Genomic DNA, 15,730 nt, shown 5'->3' on the forward strand with positions numbered 1-15,730 from the left:
GTCGCTTGTGGACTGTGGCCAGTCGAGTCGCTGGAGGATCCGGGTGAACCGCATCAGCGTCTCGACCTCGGCGAGGTTGGCGCTCCAGTGAGATTCGTCGAGCCGAGTCTGGCGGGCGGATCCGCCTGCCTCAAGTGAGTTCCGCGTGTTCAGCGGGTGATGAGGGACGCGAAGGCGGCGCGCACGTCGGCGTCCGAGGCGTCGACCGGCATGTCGGACGGCGGGCCCAGGTCGGTGTAGCCGTAGGAGGTGTAGGAGACCGACGGGGGACAGCTTGTGCCGCCGATCTCCACTTTGGTGTCGGCGACGAGCTTGCCGGTGCGGAGTTCGTAGGCTTTGAGGGGCATGGCGATCTTGTGGAACGTCACGTCGTCGGGGAGTTCGGGAAACGTGTGGTTCTCGTACTGGCACGTGCGGACGGCGGTGCCGTTGGTGTCGTCGCCGGCGCAGACGATGAGGACGGCCTTCGTCGGGTCGGTCACGCGCCAGTCGGCGGGGAGGCGGTTGGTGAAGTCGTCGTTGCCGGAGAAGATCGCGTGGTTCGTGCCCTTGCCGTAGGGCGGGGCGGCGCTGTACGGGGCGGGCTTGGTGCAGTACTCGGGCGCGGTGGTGTTCGACAGGAGGCTGCGGACGTTCGCCAGCTCACCCGCCACCTTGGCCTTCCGGACGCCTTCGGTGGCCCTCGCGGCGACGGCCCTGCGCGGGTATTGGTCGAGCACCTGCTGGTACCGCGTGCCGGCGTTCTGCCAATCGCCGGCTGCCAGCAGGGTGTCGCCGCACGCGACGAGGGCGCCGGGCCGGGTGCGGTCGACGACGTCGGCGGCCTCATGACGGGTCCGGAGCCAGTCGGTGTCCACGGCGAGGTCGCACGGGTTCTGCGCCGGAAGCTTGGCCAGGAACCCGTCGAGCATGACGTCGGCCATCCGCTCGTGGCCGGGCAGGTCGGTGCGCACCCCGGCCAGAGCGTCGAAGCCCGTCTTCAGCTGACCAGTGTTGCCGGGCAGGCCGCCGGCGAGAGCCTCGGCCGCGGTGCGGAGCCGGCCGCACGCCTCCGCTGTCGCGTCCCCTTCGGCGGCCAGCGGCGCGTCGGCAAGGCGGTGGCCGAACCACACGCGGTCGAGCGCCGCTTCGGCCTTGGCGCAGTCGCCGCTGTCGCGCGCGTCGGCCACGTCGCGGGCAATCGAGACGGCGTCGAACCTCAGCAGCGCGGCCACCACGAGCACCGGCACCGCGACGGCCAGCGCCACCACCCAGTCCCGCCACCGGCTCCGCGCCGGTGGGCCCGCGAGGAACCACCCGCGCACGATCCCGGCCGCCCACCACACCAGCACCACGATCTCGAACCACACCGTCGGGAACGCCGTCACCAGCAGCACCGCCAGCACGACCGTGCCCACCACGTTCAGGACCGCCAGACCCCGCCGCCCCAGCAGCAGGTACCCGACCCCCAGGAACGACGCGTTCCCGACCGCCACCGCGGCCGGACTGGCCCGCCGCACCGGCACCCACGGCGGCTCGTCCATCGCACCCCTTCCCGCACCACTCGACGACCGCCGCCGATTGTGGCCACGGACCCCGGGAGGGGTCCCGATGTCTTCCTCAGGAGTCCGCGGCCGGACGAGCGTTGTCCGGCGTGATTGTCGGGGTGGGGTCGCTTTGTCGGCCGGACGTGGGAACTTCTGGAAAGGAGTTGCCGCCGCGTTTGGTCGCCGGGGGTCGAGTTGCGACGTAGTCCGCGGCTGGATGCCACTGACCCGCCCCTCACGAGAGACAGGCGAGTGGCGCGGCGCGACTTTTGCGGCCGACGTTGGGCGGCGCGAACCTTCCGGGCATCACGCGTTCCGTCCTCGGATTCGCGCCTTGGGCCAGACCTCGGCCCAAGGCAGCAAGCGGTTCGCACACCTCGGATCCATTCCCCGGCAAACCCGCGAGTCCGAAGTGGTCACCAGCACTGAGTCTCAACCCAGCCGCTTCCTCCACTCCAGATCCACCCGGATCCGCTCCTCCGGCGACCCGTCCCACGTCACCGCCAGCTCCTGCGCCCGCAGCGCCGCGGCCACCACCTGCCCCACGTCCGCCGTGTCGGCCGGGGAGTCCGCCAGCCGGCCGTACGACAGCAGCAGTTCGCCTCCCTCGACCGCGCGGGCCGTGTCCTGCTCGTGGAAGAAGACGAACCCCCGGTCGCCCGGGGCGGCTTCCGCGCCGATTTCCGTCAGGCCGCAGTTCTGGCAGCACGCGAAGTCCGCCCGAGCCACCACCCCCGAGGACGCCAGAGCCGAGAACGCCGCCAGCACCCGATCCGGGTCGGTCACCGGAGGCCACGTGCGTTGTTCCGCCACCCGCGCCTGCCAGAGCCGGTCGACCACGGAGCGCGCCTGCGGCAGTGACACTGAGGGCTCCAGGTACTCCGTGATCGCGACCGCGACGTCGTCGGGAGTGCTGAAGCCGCCGTGCACCAGCGGCCGCGCGAACTCCACGGCCTCGGCCGCGGTGTCGGCGGGCAGGTCCTTCTGCTTGCGTCCCCACATGCCCGCCATGGTGCCACCCACCCCGACAGAAACGGCGGTTATCCTGGAACGACCGTGCGGCGAGGAGCGAAACGATGGTTGTGGAGAAGGCGACCCGGACCTACCGGATGAGCCGGCGGGCCGACGCCATGGAGGACACGCGCCGCCGGATCACGGAGGCGATCGTCGAGCTGCACGGGTCGATCGGCCCGGCGCGCACGACCATCGCGGGCATCGCCGAGACCGCCGGCGTGCAGCGCCACACCGTCTACCGCTACTTTCCGACCGAGGAAGACCAGCTCGCCGCGTGCGCCGCGCACTTCTGGGGCTTGCACCCGCGCCCGGATCTCGAAGGCTGGCAGGCGGTCGGCGAGCCGGCCGAGCGCATCACGAACGCGCTGAAGCAGCTCTACGCCTTTTACTCCGAAGTGGAGCCGATGCTCGTCAACTCCCTGCGCGACGCCGTCGAAATGCCCGCCGTCGAGCGCGCGCTCGGGTCGATGGCGGCGTTTCTCGAAGACGCCACGAGCCTGCTCTCCGCGGGCTGGTCGCCGGCCCGCGGGCGCAAGCGGTTCGTGGTCGCGGCGGTGCGCCACGCGCTCGCCTTCGACACCTGGCGCTCACTCGTGCGCGAAGCCGGCCTGAGCACCAACGACGCCGCGAAGCTCATGGCCACCATGGTCGCCGCCGCGAAAACCACGCCCTGACAACGGAAAACGGCACGGGGGAGACCCGTGCCGTCCCGGCAGGACTCAAGCAGCCCGGCCGTTCACCAGATCCCGCGTGACGTTCGCGATCCGCGACCCGGCATACCGAGCCGACGCCTTCGTCTCATCGCTGATCGGGATGGTGCCCTGACCGTCGGCGTGCGAAGGCCCATACGGCGTGCCCGTGGCGAACTGCACGGGGTCCGTGTAGCCCGGCGTCACCAGGATGCCGCCGAAGTGGTGCACGGTATTGTACAGCGCAAGCAGCGTCGATTCGCGGCCGCCGTGCGCCGTCGCGGTCGAGACGAAGCCGGAGTACACCTTGTCCGCCAGCAGGCCCTGCGCCCACTGCCCGCCCAGCGTGTCGAGGAACTGTTTGAGCTGCGAAGCCACGTTGCCGAACCGCGTCGGCGTGCCGAACACGACCGCGTCGGCCCACAGCACGTCGTCGGCGGTCGCGACGGGCTCGTCGCGCACGGCGTCGGAGTGCGCCTGCCACGCGGGGTTCGCCGCGATCGCCTCGGGCGGCGCGAGCTCGGCCACGCGCCGCACGCGCACCTCGGCACCCGCACCCTCGGCGCCGGCCGCGTACTCCTGTGCCAGCGAGTGGACGCTGCCCGTCGAGCTGTAGTAGATGATGGCGACCTTGGGCGCAGTCACGATCGGCTTCCCTCATTTCAGAGTACAGTCTTGTGCTTTGAAAGCGAGGGTAGGCAGGGCAGCGCGAAGCTGTCAATCATTCGAGTGCACACAGATGGTTGATGAAAATCTAGAGCGCGCTGTGCGTACGCCGGTAACCGGTCGGCGTCGTGCCCACCTCGCGGCGGAAGATCGTCCGGAAGTTGGCCGCCGTGCCGAAACCGGTGGCCGCCGCGATGCGCTCGACGGGCCAGTCGGAGGTCTCCAGCAGTCGGCGCGCGCTGAGGATGCGGTGGTTGACGACCCAGCGCATCGGCGACATGCCCGTCTCGAGCTCGAAGTGCCGGATGAACGTGCGGCGCGGCAGGTTGCTGCGCTCGGCCATGCGCCCGACGGTGATCGGGTCGCCGATGTGCTCCATGACCCAGCTGCGCGTGGCCGAAAGATCCGTGCGCGCGGCGGTGAGCACGTCGACGTACTGTGGCTGCGCGCCGCCGCGGGCGGGGGAGGCCACGACCTCCTTGCCGGCCTCGTGGGCGGCCGCCGCGCCGAAGTCGGTGCGGATGAGGTGCAGACACGCGTCGATGCCGGCGCCCGCCCCCGCGGACGTGAGGATTTTTCCGTCTTCGACGAACAGCTGGTTCTCCAGCACGCGCACCGCGGGGTACTGCTCGCGCAACGCGGCGAGGTAGCGCCAGTGCGTGGTCGCCTCGCGGCCGTCGAGCACGCCGCTCTCCGCGAGCGCGAACGCGCCGGTGCAGATCGCCACCACGCGGGCACCGCGGTCGGTGGCGAGGCGGATCACGTCGAGGTACTCCTCGGGCAGCGGTACCTCGGGTTCGTCGTACCCGGGCACGATCACGATGTCGGCCTCCGGCGCGTCGGCCAGTGAATGCGTCGGCGTGATGCCCAGCGGCGAACCCGTGGTCTCCTTGCCACACACAAGTACGTGGTAACCCTCTTGCCGGCCGAGGATGTGTGCGGGGATGCTGAAGTCGAGCCCCATGACCCGGGGCACGGCCAGCAGCGCCACGACCAGCTGCGTGCGGGGCAACGAATGTCTCCTCGGATCGCACCGGAACCAACTGCCGTCAGGCTACTCGCACTGGCACGATCCTTGCCCATTCTGGCATCGAAACGGCTGGTGAGAGCGGTCTGCCGGCTCGTAGTGTTCGGTCTTGATCACGCGGCAGGAAGGCTGAAAACCCCATGAGCAAGCCGATCGAGAGGACCACCGCGAACTTCGGGGTCCCGTGGGAAGGCATCTACGGCTACGTCCAGGCCGTGAAACACGGCGACACCATCTACGTCTCCGGTCAGCTGTCCCACGACGGCGACCAGCTCGTGGCGCCCGCGCCCGTGGACGAGAACGGCGCCGTCACCGACTTTTCCGCCATGGAAGAGCAGATGCGCCGCTCGTATGTGAACGCCGCCGAGCTGCTGAAGCGCTTCGGCGCGACGCTGGCCGACGTCGTCGAAGAGGTGCTCTACGTCCTCGACATCGACGCGGCCTTCGCCGTGGCGGGTCCCGTGCGCAAGGCGGCCTACGGACGGGAGGACCCGCAGGTCGCCAGCACGCTGGTCGGCACGACGCGGCTCGCCTTCCCCGAGCAGCTCGTGGAGATCAAGCTCATCGCGCGGGTCTGACCCGTCCGCGGAGCGCCCTCGCCGGCCGAGACCGGCGAGGGCGCTCAGGCGTCGTGCGCGGAGTCGCGGCCGGAGTCCACGAAGAACGCCGCGACCACCCCGCCGATCGCGCACAGGATCCCGATCACCACGAACGCGGTGTTGTAGCCGTCGATCTGGTTGCCGGCGCCGTCGATCAGTGCGCCCGTCGCCCACGGCGCGATGATCCCCGACGTGCTCTGCAAAGCGATGAACAGACTCAGCACACTGGTGCGCTGCGAAGGCGCGGCTGCCGTGCCGATCGCCGCGTAGACGATCGGCTGCGCCACGAGCGTGAGGCAGTAGCCGGCGACGAGGATGACGTAGGCGAGGTAGCGCGCGCTTCCCGCCAACGGCAGCACGGCCAGCAGTACCCCGCCGGCGGCGAGCGAGAGCGTCGGCACGAGGCCGTGCGCGATGCGCGCGGACACACCCCGCGCGAGCAGTCGGTCGGTCAGCCAGCCGGAACCGAGCATGAACGCCATGCCGATGACGCTCGGCAGTCCGAAGAGGACACCCGAGGTCAGTGTGGAAAACCCCAGTCCGGCTTCGAGGTAGGACGGGAACCAGCTGAACACCACGGAGATCAGCGCGTACATCGGATACGTGGCCAGCAGGAGCACGATGAACGTGCGGCTCCGCGCCACCTTCAGAAACGTGCGCCGCCGCGCGGCTCGGTCCACTTTGTCCGGTGCCTCCGGCGTGACCGCGAACGGCCCGGTGCGTCCCGCGAACAGCCACACCGCGCACCAGACGAGACCGGCGAGACCCAGCGCGAAGAACGCCGACCGCCAGCCGGAGTGCACGATGAGCAGTGTCAGCAACGGTGCCGCGACGATCTTCGCGAGCGACGCGCCGGACGTGAGGATCGCGGTCGGCAGTCCGCGGCGGTGCTTCGGGAACCAGCTGTACGCGGTGGAGTTGGCCACCGCCGTCGCCGGACCCTCGGCGGCACCCAGGCCGATGCGGGTCGCGAGCAGCACGCCGCCGCCCGCGAAGAAGAACACCGGCAGCTGCGTGGCCGCCCACAGCAGCGACATCACGAACAGCAGCCACTTCAACGGCACGTGTCGCGTGGCGAGGAACCCGATGCCGACGGCGCTGAGGCTGTAGAGGAAGTAGAACGAGCTGCTGATCAACCCGAACTGCGACGCCGACAGGTGCAGTTCTTTCATGAGCGGCTGGGCGGCGAGCGCGAGCGAGATGCGGTCGGCGAAGTTGAGGACCATGAAGACGGCGAGCAGGAGCAGCACCGTCCACGCCATCACCGGCCGGTAGCGCGGCTCGGGTCTGTCGACGGTGACAAGCGGGATCTCCGGGGCTCTTGAGGTGGTCACGGGATTCCCTTCGCTGGCACGACGGCGTTGTCGCCCATCGCGGTGGTGGGGTTCTCCGAAGGAAGCGGGAGTGTCCGAAGTGGTCGGTCGAGCGGCGCACGCGGCGCCCTGGCGATCGGTGTGAGGGACAGTATGTCGGAGTTGCGTTACAGTCAACACTTGCAACGTAATTGTTCCGCACGTCCGGTACTCGGCTTGCCGGCGCGGAAGTCCTACCGCGCCAACGAAGGCGGGGGTTCAGACGAGCTGCGGCTGCAGCTCTTCCGCGGTTTCCCGCAGCACGGGCAGCACGCGTTCCCACATGTCCGCCTCGGAGATCCGCTCCACGCTGGTCCCGATGTTCAGCGCGGCGATCGGTGTGCCATCCCAGCGGCGCAGCGGCACGGCGGCGGAGTGGAACCCGGCCTCGACCTCGTGCGCGACGTAGGCACACCCGGCCTCCGCCACCTCGGTGACCTTCTTCTCCAGCGCGGCCACGCCGGCGTCGTCGAGACCGGCGAGGTCGACCAGGTGGCGGTGCCGGCGCTCGTCGTCGAGGCCGCTGAGCAGCACGAGACCCAGCGCGGACTGCGCGGCGGGCACCTGGAACCCGATGCCCTCGCCGATCGGCAGCGTGTGGCGCGGCAGCGCTCGCGCGATCATCACGGCCGCCGGTCCGTCGAGGACCGCGGCGGTGCAGGAGGCTTGGAAGACCTCGGCCAGGCGGTCGCATTGCGGCTGCAGCACCTGGCTCACCGGGTTGGTCGTGAGGTAGGCCGACGCGAGCGTGAGCACCTTGGGGGCCAGGCGGTAGGCCTTGTCGTCGGCGACGACGTAACCCAGGTGCGCCAAGGTGAGCAGGGCGCGGCGCACGGTCGCGCGGGGGAGTTCGAGCTTGCGGGCCAGCTGTGCCTGCGTGAGCCGCTCGGCGGTGTCGTCGAATGCGGTGAGCACGAGCAGGCCGCGTTCGAGGGCTTCGGAGTAGTCCGAGCGGCTGGTGCCGTCCACCTCGCGGGCCGCCCGGCGGGCTTCGTCCCGCGCGTTGAGCTTCGACACTCCACCAGCTCCGTTCGATTAACGCACACCTTGTCACGAAATGTAGCACGAACGCCGCCGAAGACCTTGCGGTGACCAGTCGCGGCTGCCTACAGTGCTCACATCAGAACCAAGTGTTCGTTAATTGAACACACGTGAAAAGACTGCCGGCCCCCACCACGCTGGACGACGAAGTCGCGAGGAGAACGCTGCCATGCGCGCGGACGACAACCGGAAGATCACCGAGACCGGGCCCGGCACTCCGGGCGGCGATTGGATGCGGCTGTACTGGCAGCCTGTGGCGCTGACCGAGGAGCTCGACACCGAACGTCCGGTGGTTCCGCTGCGGGTGCTCGGTGAAGACCTCGTGCTGTTCCGCAACGCCGACGGCTCGCTGGGTCTCATCGACCGCCGCTGCGCCCACCGCGGCGCCGACCTTTCCCTGGGGCGCCTGGAAGACGGCGGCCTGCGCTGCTACTTCCACGGCTGGCTCTTCAACCGCAATGGGTCCTGTATGGACACTCCGGCCGAGCCCGAGGACAGCAAGCTCAAGGCCAAGGTCAAGATCCGCTCGTACCCGGTGCGGGAGTGCAACGGGATCGTGTGGGGTTACCTCGGCGACGGCGAGCCGCCGAACCTGCCCGCGCTCGACTGCTTCGTGGCGCCGCCGGAGTACACGTTCGCGTTCAAGGGTTACCTCGACTGCAACTGGCTGCAGGCGCTGGAGGTCGGGATCGACCCCGCGCACGCCTCCTACCTGCACCGGTTCGCCGAGGATGAGGACACGAGTGACAGCTACGGCAAGCAGTTCCGCGGCGCGTCGCTCGGCACGAACCTGCCGATGACGAAGATCCTGCGCGAGTACGGCCGGCCCGAGATCCTCAACGCCCGCACCGAATACGGCCAGCGCATCGTCGCCCTGCGCACACTCGACAAGGATGGGCTCGACGGCTCGTCCACCCACGTGCGCATCACGCACCAGGTGTTCCCGCACGGCATCACGATCCCGCTGAGCTCCACCATGGCAATCACGCAGTGGCACGTGCCGATCGACGACGTCTCCTGCTACTGGTACGCGATGTTCACCAGCCTCGACGAGCCCGTGGACTCCGAAACCATGCGCGCGCAACGCCTCGACGGCATCACGCTCCCGGACTACAAGCCGGTGCGAAACCGGGCGAACAACTACCGCTTCGACTTCGAGGAGCAGCGCACGCAGACCTACACCGGGCTGGGGCGCGACATCAACGTCCACGACCAGATGGCGGTCGAGGGCCAGGGCTTCATCTACGACCGCAGCCGCGAGAACCTCAGCCGCTCCGACCGCGCGATCGTCACCTACCGGCGGATGGCGCTGCAGGCCATCGACACCGTCGCCGAGGGCGGCAGCCCCGACCTGTTGCTCAAGGACTCCGCCGACGTCGAGAGCCGCGGCCCCATCCCGCTCGACGGCATCGGCCCCACCGGCGAGTGGGAGGACTACTGGGCGAACTCGATCGCCGACCTGCGCAAGGCGAGCCCGTGGGCCTCGCATCTGCAGGCGGCGCTCGCGACGGGGCCGGCGGGCGTGCCGGGCTCGGCGGTCGAGCCGGATCGTTCTTCGTCGCCCGACGCCTACGACCGCGCGCGGGACTGAGGCCGGCCATGGGGTTCATCGAGAAGTTCGGGCTGTGGACCGAGGAACAGCAGGAAGCGGCGAGAGCCGTCCTGGCGCGGGTCGGCTCGGAGGGACTGCGGACGATTCGCGTGTCCTTTGTGGATCAGCACGGGATCCTGCACGGCAAGACGATCCCGGCGAGCGGGCTGGCCGCCGCGTTTCGCAGTGGGTTGAGTTGTGTGTCGACGCTGCTGTCGAAGGACACGTCCGGCACCACGGTGTTCTCGGCCTTCAACGCCGACGGCGGGCTCGGCGTGGCCGAGATGGCCGGTGCGGCCGACGTGGTGATGGTGCCGGACCCCACGACGTTCCACTTGGTGCCGTGGGCCGAGGACACCGCGCGGATCCTGTGCGACTTGCGGTTCCAGAACGGTGAGCAGGTGCCGTTCTGCAGCCGCGGCGTATTCCGCACGGCGCTGGAGCGCGCGAGCGTCGCCGGGTTCACCTACGTGACGGGGCTGGAGATCGAGTTCCACCTCTACCGGCGGGCTTCGCACATCCCCAACGACGACGGGATCGGCCGCTGCACCACGCCGACGCCGGTCGAGCCGATCAACCAGGGCAACCAGCTGCTGAGCGAGAACCTGGGCGACGAGGTCGAGCCGGCCACGCGGCGAATCCGCGAGGTGCTGGAGCGGATGGGGATCGAGCTGCGCAGCATCGAGGTGGAGCTGGGGGCGAACCAGCTGGAGGTCACGCTCGATCCGGCCGCTGGTCTCGCTTCGGCGGACGCGATGGTGTTGTTGCGCAGCACGGTCAAGCAAGTGGCGCGGCGAAACGGTTACCACGCGACGTTCATGTGCCGGCCGCAGATCGCGGAAAGCAAGTCGAGCGGCTGGCACCTGCACCAGAGCCTGGTCTCGCCGGACGGTGGGCGCAACGCCTTCGTCCCGGCCGACGGCGAGGGCGCCATTTCGCTGGTGGGCAAGCAGTTCATCGCCGGTCAGCTGGAGCACGCGAGCGCGGCGTGTGTGTTCGCGAACCCGACGGTGAACGGGTACAAGCGGTTCCAGCCGTATTCGATGGCGCCTGACCGGATCGCGTGGGCGCGGGACAACCGGGGCGCGATGATCCGGCTCGTCGGCTCGGCCGAGGACGGCTCGACGCACATCGAGAACCGGGTGGGGGAGTCGGCGGCCAACCCGTATCTGTACATGGCGTCGCAGCTGCATTCGGGTCTGAACGGCGTCGAGACGTCGTTGTCGTTGCCGCCTTCCGCCGACGATCCGTACACGACCGACGCGGGGCGGCTGCCGGCGAACCTGGCCGCGGCCGTCGACGCCCTGGAGGCCGATGCCGGGCTGCGACGGGTGATGGGCGAGCAGTTCGTCTCGTACTACGCCGCGATCAAGCGGGCCGAGGTCGCGCGGTTCGAGCGGACGGTCACCGATTGGGAGCATCGTGAGTACTTCGACCTCTACTGATCTGTCGCTGCGGGTCACGCGCGTGACTTGGGAAGCCGCGGGGGTGGTAGGCCTTCGGCTGTCCAGCGGTTCTCCTTTGCCGGCCTGGGAGCCGGGTGCGCATCTCGACCTGAAGCTGCCTTCGGGGTTGGGCCGGCAGTACTCGCTGTGCGGGGACCCGGCCGACCGGCTGCATTACGACATCGCGGTGCGGTTGGAGGACGCCGGCCGCGGTGGGTCGGCCGAGATCCACGGCACGGCGCTGGTCGGGCGTGAGCTGGTGGTCGAGCGGGTGCGCAACCACTTCCCGTTGGCGGATGCCGAGTCGTACTTGCTGATCGCCGGCGGAATCGGTGTGACGCCGCTGTTGCCGATGGTGCGGGCTCTGGCCGAGCGTGGAGTTGACTATTCGGTGGTCTACTGCGGACACGGTGGCGCCACCATGGCCTTCCGCGCGGAGCTGGCGGCGATCGGTGGTGACCGGGTGTCCTTCGTAGACACTGCGGTCGAGCCACGGCCGGACCTGAAAGAGCTGATCGGCGGGCTGGCCCCGGCCGCGGCCGTGTACTGCTGTGGCCCGGTCGGGTTGCTCGACAGCGTCACCGAAGTCTGCGAGGCCGCCGGCGTGCGGTGCGAGACCGAACACTTCGCCGCGGCCTCGCCTTCTCCTGACGAGGCCGCGGACGACGCGGTGGAACTCGAACTCCGCCAGTCCGGCCTGACCGTCGTGGCCGACGCGGACATCACCCTGCTGCAGGCCATCCGCGACGCCGGGGTCGGCGTCGAGTCCGACTGCGAAGAGGGCTACTGCGGCACCTGCGAAACCCGGGTGTTGGAGGGAACGCCCGATCACCGCGACGTCGTGCTGTCCAACGCCGAACGCGCGGCCGGGAAGACGTTCTTCCCTTGCGTGAGCCGGGCCTGCGGCGGCAAGCTCGTACTGGACCTGTAACCGTACTACGAGGAGGGAAACCAGGTGGGCGAGGAAAACCGGACGAAGGTCGCCGTGGTGCAACCGGGGGACGAGTCGGACCAGGTGGCGCTGCCCGGGTTCGGCGCGGTGTTCAAGCTGACGCACCAGAACAACGGTGGCGAGGTCGCGATCCTCGAGCACCCGTTCGCGGTCGGCTCCATCACCGCGCCCCACCGCCACACCCGTGAGGACGAGCACTCCATCGTGCTGGCCGGCCAGATCGGCTTCCGCTCCGACGACGCCGAAGTGGTCCTCGGCCCGGGCGGCTTCATCACCAAGCCCCGCGGGGAGATGCACGCCATGTGGAACGCCGGCACAACCCCGGGCCGCATCGTCGAGGTCATCACCCCCGGCGGCTTCGAAACCTACTTCCGCGAACTGAGCGACCTCCTCCTCGCCCACACCGACGGCACCCTGGGCGACGCGAAGAACCTCCACGAAACCGACGAGTTCGCCCGCCTGGCCACCAAGTACGGCCTGACCTACGGCATCCCCGACTGGCTGGACGACGTCGTCCGGCGTTACGACCTCGACGTGCCCAGCCACTGAGGCGGTCTGTCCAAACCGGTCAGTTCGACGCGTCCGCCGTGTCGTCGGCGCCGTCGTCGAAGACTTCCAGGGCGCGGCGCTGGCGGAGGAGGCGGAAGACCGCGTCCAGTTCGGACTCGAGTTCGGTCAGGCGCGCCTGTTCGTCGGGGGAGAGGCCGCCGCCGTGGTGCATGGCGCGGGTGCGGAGGTCGTGTTCCTCGTCGAGAAGCGCCGCGAGGCGATCGGTGATCGCGTGTGAAGTCGTGCCCATGTCACCCACCCGTTCGAGCCGGCCCCGCGCCGGGTCGGGGTGACCCGGCCGGGATGACGTGAAGTGCGAAAGCGTTGTCGTCCCGGCCGGGCGTGGTCATCAGGCCACCTTGGCCAGCGTTGCCCGGGCGGCGGCCACCACGGCCTCGGGCGTGAACCCGAACTCGCGGAACAGCGTCGCGTAGTCGGCCGAAGCGCCGTAGTGCTCGATCGAGACGATCTCGCCGGAATCACCCACGAACGGATACCACGGCAACGCGATCCCGGCCTCCACCGCGACCCGCGCCTTCACCGACGGCGGCAGCACCGAATCACGGTAAGCCTGGTCCTGCGAAGCGAACCACTCGAAGCACGGCAGCGAAACCACGCGCGTCGGCACGCCCTCGGCCTCCAGCCGCTCGCGCGCCGAAACGGCGAGCTGCAGCTCCGAGCCGGTCCCGATCAGCACCAGCTCAGGCGCGCCATTCGACGCCTCCGCCAGCACGTAGCCACCACGAGCGACGCCTTCGGCCGAAGTACCCGGCAGAACCGGCACCGGCTGCCGGGTCAACGCGAGCGCGGTCGGGTGATCGACGTCCTCGATCGCGGCCTGCCACGCCGCAACGGCCTCGTTCGCGTCACCCGGACGCACCACGTTCAGGCCCGGAATCGCCCGCAGCGCCGAGAGGTGCTCGATCGGCTGATGCGTGGGTCCGTCGCCGCCGACGCCGATGGAGTCGTGCGTCCACACGTACACCACCGGCAGCCGCATCAGTGCCGCCAGCCGCACCGCTGGGCGCATGTAGTCGCTGAACGCGAGGTATGTCGCACCGTACGGCCGGGTGCCGCCGTGCAGCGCGATGCCGTTGAGGATGGCGCCCATCGCGTGCTCGCGGATGCCGAAGTGCAGGGTCCGCCCGTACGGTTCGGCGGCCCACATCTTCGTCGCCGCCGCGATCGGGCCGAACGAGTCGGCGCCCGTCATCGTGGAGTTGTTGCTCTCCGCGAGGTCGGCCGAACCGCCCCACAGCTCGGGCAGCACGTCGGCCACCGCGTCGAGGAACGCCCCCGATCCCTTGCGCGTCGCCAGCGAAGCGCCGACCTCGAACGACGGGAGCTCCGAGGTCCAGCCCTCCGGCAGCGCACGCGTGGAGAGGCGCTGCCGCAGCGCGTGCCGCGAGGGGTTCGCCGCGGCCCACTTGTCGTACTCGCCCTGCCACTCCGCACGCCAGGCCTGACCGCGCGCGACGGCCTCGCGCGTCAGGGCCAGCACTTCGTCCTCGACCACGAAGTGCTGCTCCGGGTCGAAGCCCAGCACGCGCTTCACCGCAGCGACCTCGTCGGCGCCGAGCGCGGAGCCGTGGATCTTGCCGGTGTTCATCTTGGTCGGCGCGGGGTAGCCGATCACCGTGCGGAGCCGGATGTACGACGGGCGCGGGTCGGCCTTCGCCGCCGCGATCGCGTCCTGGATCGCGGCGACGTCCTCGCCGTCCTCCACCACCTGCACGTGCCAGCCATACGCGCGGTAGCGCTCGTCTGTGTCCTCGGACAGCGCGATGTCGGTGTGGTCTTCGATGGAGATGTCGTTGTCGTCGTAGAACACGATCAGGTTCGCCAGCTGCTGGCGGCCCGCGATCGACGACGCCTCGGAGGTGATGCCCTCCTGGATGTCGCCGTCGGAGGCGATCACGTACACGAAGTGGTCGAAGAGGCTCTGCCCCGGCGCGGGTTCGGGATCGAACAGCCCGCGTTCGCGGCGCGACGCCATGGCCATACCCACCGCGTTGGCCAGGCCCTGCCCGAGCGGACCGGTCGTGACCTCGACGCCCTGGGTGTGGCGGTACTCGGGGTGCCCCGGGGTGAGTGAACCCCACGTGCGCAGCTGCTGAAGGTCCTCCAGTTTGAGGCCATAACCGGCGAGGAACAGCTGGATGTACAGCGTGAGGCTGGTGTGCCCGGCGGACAGGACGAACCGGTCGCGCGCCGGCCACGACGGGTCGGCCGGGTCGTGGCGCATCTCGCGCTGGAACAGCGTGTACGCCAGCGGTGCGAGGCTCATCGCCGTTCCGGGGTGGCCGCTGCCGGCCTTCTCGACGGCGTCGGCGGCGAGCACGCGGACGGTGTCCACGGCGCGGAGGTCGGTGGCCGTCCAGCCTTGCGGGAGGCGGCGGGTGGTGACGGTGTCGGGCACTGTGCTCAGACTTCCCCTGCGTAGTCGGGATTTCCGCCCGTGGTGCGCACACGCCGAGCCGGTTCCGCGGCACCCGGCGGGCTTCCGGGCGGCGCGGTCGGTCACCGAGCTCGACTGTAATGAGCCGACGCGAACCCCGGCAACTCACCGTGGGCCCGCTCTCAGCGGACGACTCAGGTGTGTGACTTTTCGGACCAGAGTGGTTCGGGAACGGACATGCCGAACTCGCTGCCCCATCGGTTGCGGCTGCTCACCTCGTGCACGGGGCGGCGGTTCGCGGCCACGCCCCACTTGCCGCGCGGATAACCCATCGCGAGCATGGCCGTGAGCTCCCAGCCCTCGTCCTCGGGTACATCGAGCAACTCCATGACCCGATCGGACTCCAGGCGCAGCATCGTGGTGAGCACCCCGCCGACCCCTTCCGAACGCGCGGCGAGCAGCGCGCTCCAGATGGCGGGGTAGATGTTGGCTCCGCCGTGGTCGTCGATGGAGAAGACGAACAGCAGCAGCGGGATCTCGGTGAAGTGGTCGGTCAGGAAGTCCGCGGACTTCGAGATCCGCTTCATCGTCTCGCGGTGGTTCTCGGGGTCGTGGATCGGCTGGGCGAACGTGCCGGCCGCGATGTCCTCGTACTCCTTGTCCCGGCAGCGCCGCCAGATCGGGGCGAGTTCGGCCTTGATGCCCGGATCGTCCACGGCCAGGAAGTGCCAGCGCTGGGTGTTGCCGCCGTTCGGCGCCCGGATCGCGGCGTCGAGGATGCGCGCCTGCAGGTCCAGGGGAATCGCGTCCGGATGCATGCGCCGCATCATTCGCGTGGTGTAAAGGGCTTCGTGGACGTCCATCGAGGGCACAGGCGGCAT

At 69.7% G+C, this 15,730-nt stretch carries 15 protein-coding genes; 6 read left to right on the top strand and 9 right to left on the bottom strand.

Annotated features, from left to right (window positions below; translation table 11 throughout):
• Positions 1-149 precede the first annotated feature (149 nt).
• Positions 150-1,523, bottom strand: coding sequence for a hypothetical protein (locus tag AB0H62_RS30265; RefSeq protein ID WP_360589738.1), 1,374 nt, complete (start codon positions 1,521-1,523; stop codon positions 150-152).
• Between the two features lie 435 nt (positions 1,524-1,958).
• The gene (locus AB0H62_RS30270) at positions 1,959-2,528 is read right to left on the bottom strand and encodes a hypothetical protein (RefSeq protein ID WP_360589740.1); all 570 of its coding nucleotides are present in this window, start codon (positions 2,526-2,528) and stop codon (positions 1,959-1,961) included.
• 74 nt (positions 2,529-2,602) lie between these two features.
• On the opposite strand from AB0H62_RS30270, the gene AB0H62_RS30275 reads away from it, so the two are divergent.
• Complete coding sequence (locus AB0H62_RS30275) at positions 2,603-3,214, top strand: TetR/AcrR family transcriptional regulator (protein ID WP_360589742.1); 612 nt, start codon at positions 2,603-2,605, stop codon at positions 3,212-3,214.
• 45 nt (positions 3,215-3,259) lie between these two features.
• Here the strand turns inward: AB0H62_RS30275 and wrbA are convergent, their stop codons facing one another.
• Together wrbA and AB0H62_RS30285 are read right to left on the bottom strand one after the other, a co-directional pair.
• Positions 3,260-3,874, bottom strand: a complete 615-nt coding sequence (gene wrbA / locus AB0H62_RS30280) for an NAD(P)H:quinone oxidoreductase (protein ID WP_360589744.1) — start codon at positions 3,872-3,874, stop codon at positions 3,260-3,262.
• Positions 3,875-3,983: 109 nt separating this feature from the next.
• Positions 3,984-4,907, bottom strand: coding sequence for a helix-turn-helix domain-containing protein (locus AB0H62_RS30285; RefSeq protein WP_220243408.1), 924 nt, complete (start codon positions 4,905-4,907; stop codon positions 3,984-3,986).
• 155 nt (positions 4,908-5,062) lie between these two features.
• Between AB0H62_RS30285 and AB0H62_RS30290 the strand changes: the two genes are divergently transcribed.
• Positions 5,063-5,500 (top strand): Rid family hydrolase, encoded by a 438-nt coding sequence (locus AB0H62_RS30290; RefSeq protein ID WP_220243407.1) that lies wholly within the window; start codon positions 5,063-5,065, stop codon positions 5,498-5,500.
• A gap of 44 nt (positions 5,501-5,544) precedes the next feature.
• Here the strand turns inward: AB0H62_RS30290 and AB0H62_RS30295 are convergent, their stop codons facing one another.
• Both AB0H62_RS30295 and AB0H62_RS30300 read right to left on the bottom strand, forming a co-directional pair.
• Positions 5,545-6,855 carry an MFS transporter gene (locus AB0H62_RS30295; RefSeq protein WP_220243406.1) on the bottom strand — a complete coding sequence of 437 codons (1,311 nt, stop codon included), beginning with the start codon at positions 6,853-6,855 and terminating at the stop codon, positions 5,545-5,547.
• A 237-nt stretch (positions 6,856-7,092) separates the two neighbouring features.
• Entirely contained in the window at positions 7,093-7,890 is a 798-nt protein-coding gene (locus AB0H62_RS30300; protein WP_360589747.1) for a helix-turn-helix domain-containing protein, read from the bottom strand.
• 193 nt (positions 7,891-8,083) lie between these two features.
• Here AB0H62_RS30300 and AB0H62_RS30305 point away from each other — a divergent pair, with 193 nt between their 5' ends.
• The 4 genes from AB0H62_RS30305 to AB0H62_RS30320 are packed head-to-tail and all read left to right on the top strand — an operon-like array spanning position 8,084 to position 12,451.
• Positions 8,084-9,505 carry an aromatic ring-hydroxylating dioxygenase subunit alpha gene (locus AB0H62_RS30305; RefSeq protein ID WP_220243404.1) on the top strand — a complete coding sequence of 474 codons (1,422 nt, stop codon included), beginning with the start codon at positions 8,084-8,086 and terminating at the stop codon, positions 9,503-9,505.
• A gap of 8 nt (positions 9,506-9,513) precedes the next feature.
• A complete protein-coding gene (locus AB0H62_RS30310) occupies positions 9,514-10,950 on the top strand; it encodes a glutamine synthetase family protein (RefSeq protein WP_360589750.1) in 1,437 nt (478 codons plus the stop codon).
• Positions 10,928-11,881, top strand: a complete 954-nt coding sequence (locus tag AB0H62_RS30315) for a PDR/VanB family oxidoreductase (protein WP_220243402.1) — start codon at positions 10,928-10,930, stop codon at positions 11,879-11,881. Before AB0H62_RS30310 ends, AB0H62_RS30315 begins: the two co-directional genes overlap by 23 nt.
• A gap of 24 nt (positions 11,882-11,905) precedes the next feature.
• Positions 11,906-12,451, top strand: a complete 546-nt coding sequence (locus AB0H62_RS30320; protein ID WP_220243401.1) for a cupin domain-containing protein — start codon at positions 11,906-11,908, stop codon at positions 12,449-12,451.
• Positions 12,452-12,470: 19 nt separating this feature from the next.
• On the opposite strand, the gene AB0H62_RS30325 is transcribed toward AB0H62_RS30320, so the two are convergent.
• From AB0H62_RS30325 to AB0H62_RS30335, 3 genes are all read right to left on the bottom strand, one after another.
• Positions 12,471-12,701, bottom strand: coding sequence for a DUF2630 family protein (locus AB0H62_RS30325; RefSeq protein ID WP_360589752.1), 231 nt, complete (start codon positions 12,699-12,701; stop codon positions 12,471-12,473).
• A gap of 99 nt (positions 12,702-12,800) precedes the next feature.
• A complete protein-coding gene (gene tkt, locus AB0H62_RS30330; RefSeq protein WP_255638354.1) occupies positions 12,801-14,870 on the bottom strand; it encodes a transketolase in 2,070 nt (689 codons plus the stop codon).
• 173 nt (positions 14,871-15,043) lie between these two features.
• Complete coding sequence (locus AB0H62_RS30335) at positions 15,044-15,730, bottom strand: nitroreductase family protein (RefSeq protein ID WP_360589755.1); 687 nt, start codon at positions 15,728-15,730, stop codon at positions 15,044-15,046.

It is taken from the genome of Amycolatopsis sp. NPDC050768 (genome assembly GCF_040654155.1).
Lineage (GTDB): Bacteria > Actinomycetota > Actinomycetes > Mycobacteriales > Pseudonocardiaceae > Amycolatopsis.

What these genes read in the sequence shown, in the direction of transcription:
- AB0H62_RS30265 (WP_360589738.1), bottom strand. Translation starts at nt 1,523, where the DNA reads ATGGACGAGCCGCCGTGGGTGCCGGTGCGGCGGGCCAGTCCGGCCGCG.
- AB0H62_RS30270 (WP_360589740.1), bottom strand. Translation starts at nt 2,528, where the DNA reads ATGTGGGGACGCAAGCAGAAGGACCTGCCCGCCGACACCGCGGCCGAG.
- AB0H62_RS30275 (WP_360589742.1), top strand. Translation starts at nt 2,603, where the DNA reads ATGGTTGTGGAGAAGGCGACCCGGACCTACCGGATGAGCCGGCGGGCC.
- AB0H62_RS30290 (WP_220243407.1), top strand. Translation starts at nt 5,063, where the DNA reads ATGAGCAAGCCGATCGAGAGGACCACCGCGAACTTCGGGGTCCCGTGG.
- AB0H62_RS30305 (WP_220243404.1), top strand. Translation starts at nt 8,084, where the DNA reads ATGCGCGCGGACGACAACCGGAAGATCACCGAGACCGGGCCCGGCACT.
- AB0H62_RS30310 (WP_360589750.1), top strand. Translation starts at nt 9,514, where the DNA reads ATGGGGTTCATCGAGAAGTTCGGGCTGTGGACCGAGGAACAGCAGGAA.
- AB0H62_RS30325 (WP_360589752.1), bottom strand. Translation starts at nt 12,701, where the DNA reads ATGGGCACGACTTCACACGCGATCACCGATCGCCTCGCGGCGCTTCTC.
- AB0H62_RS30335 (WP_360589755.1), bottom strand. Translation starts at nt 15,730, where the DNA reads ATGCCGCCTGTGCCCTCGATGGACGTCCACGAAGCCCTTTACACCACG.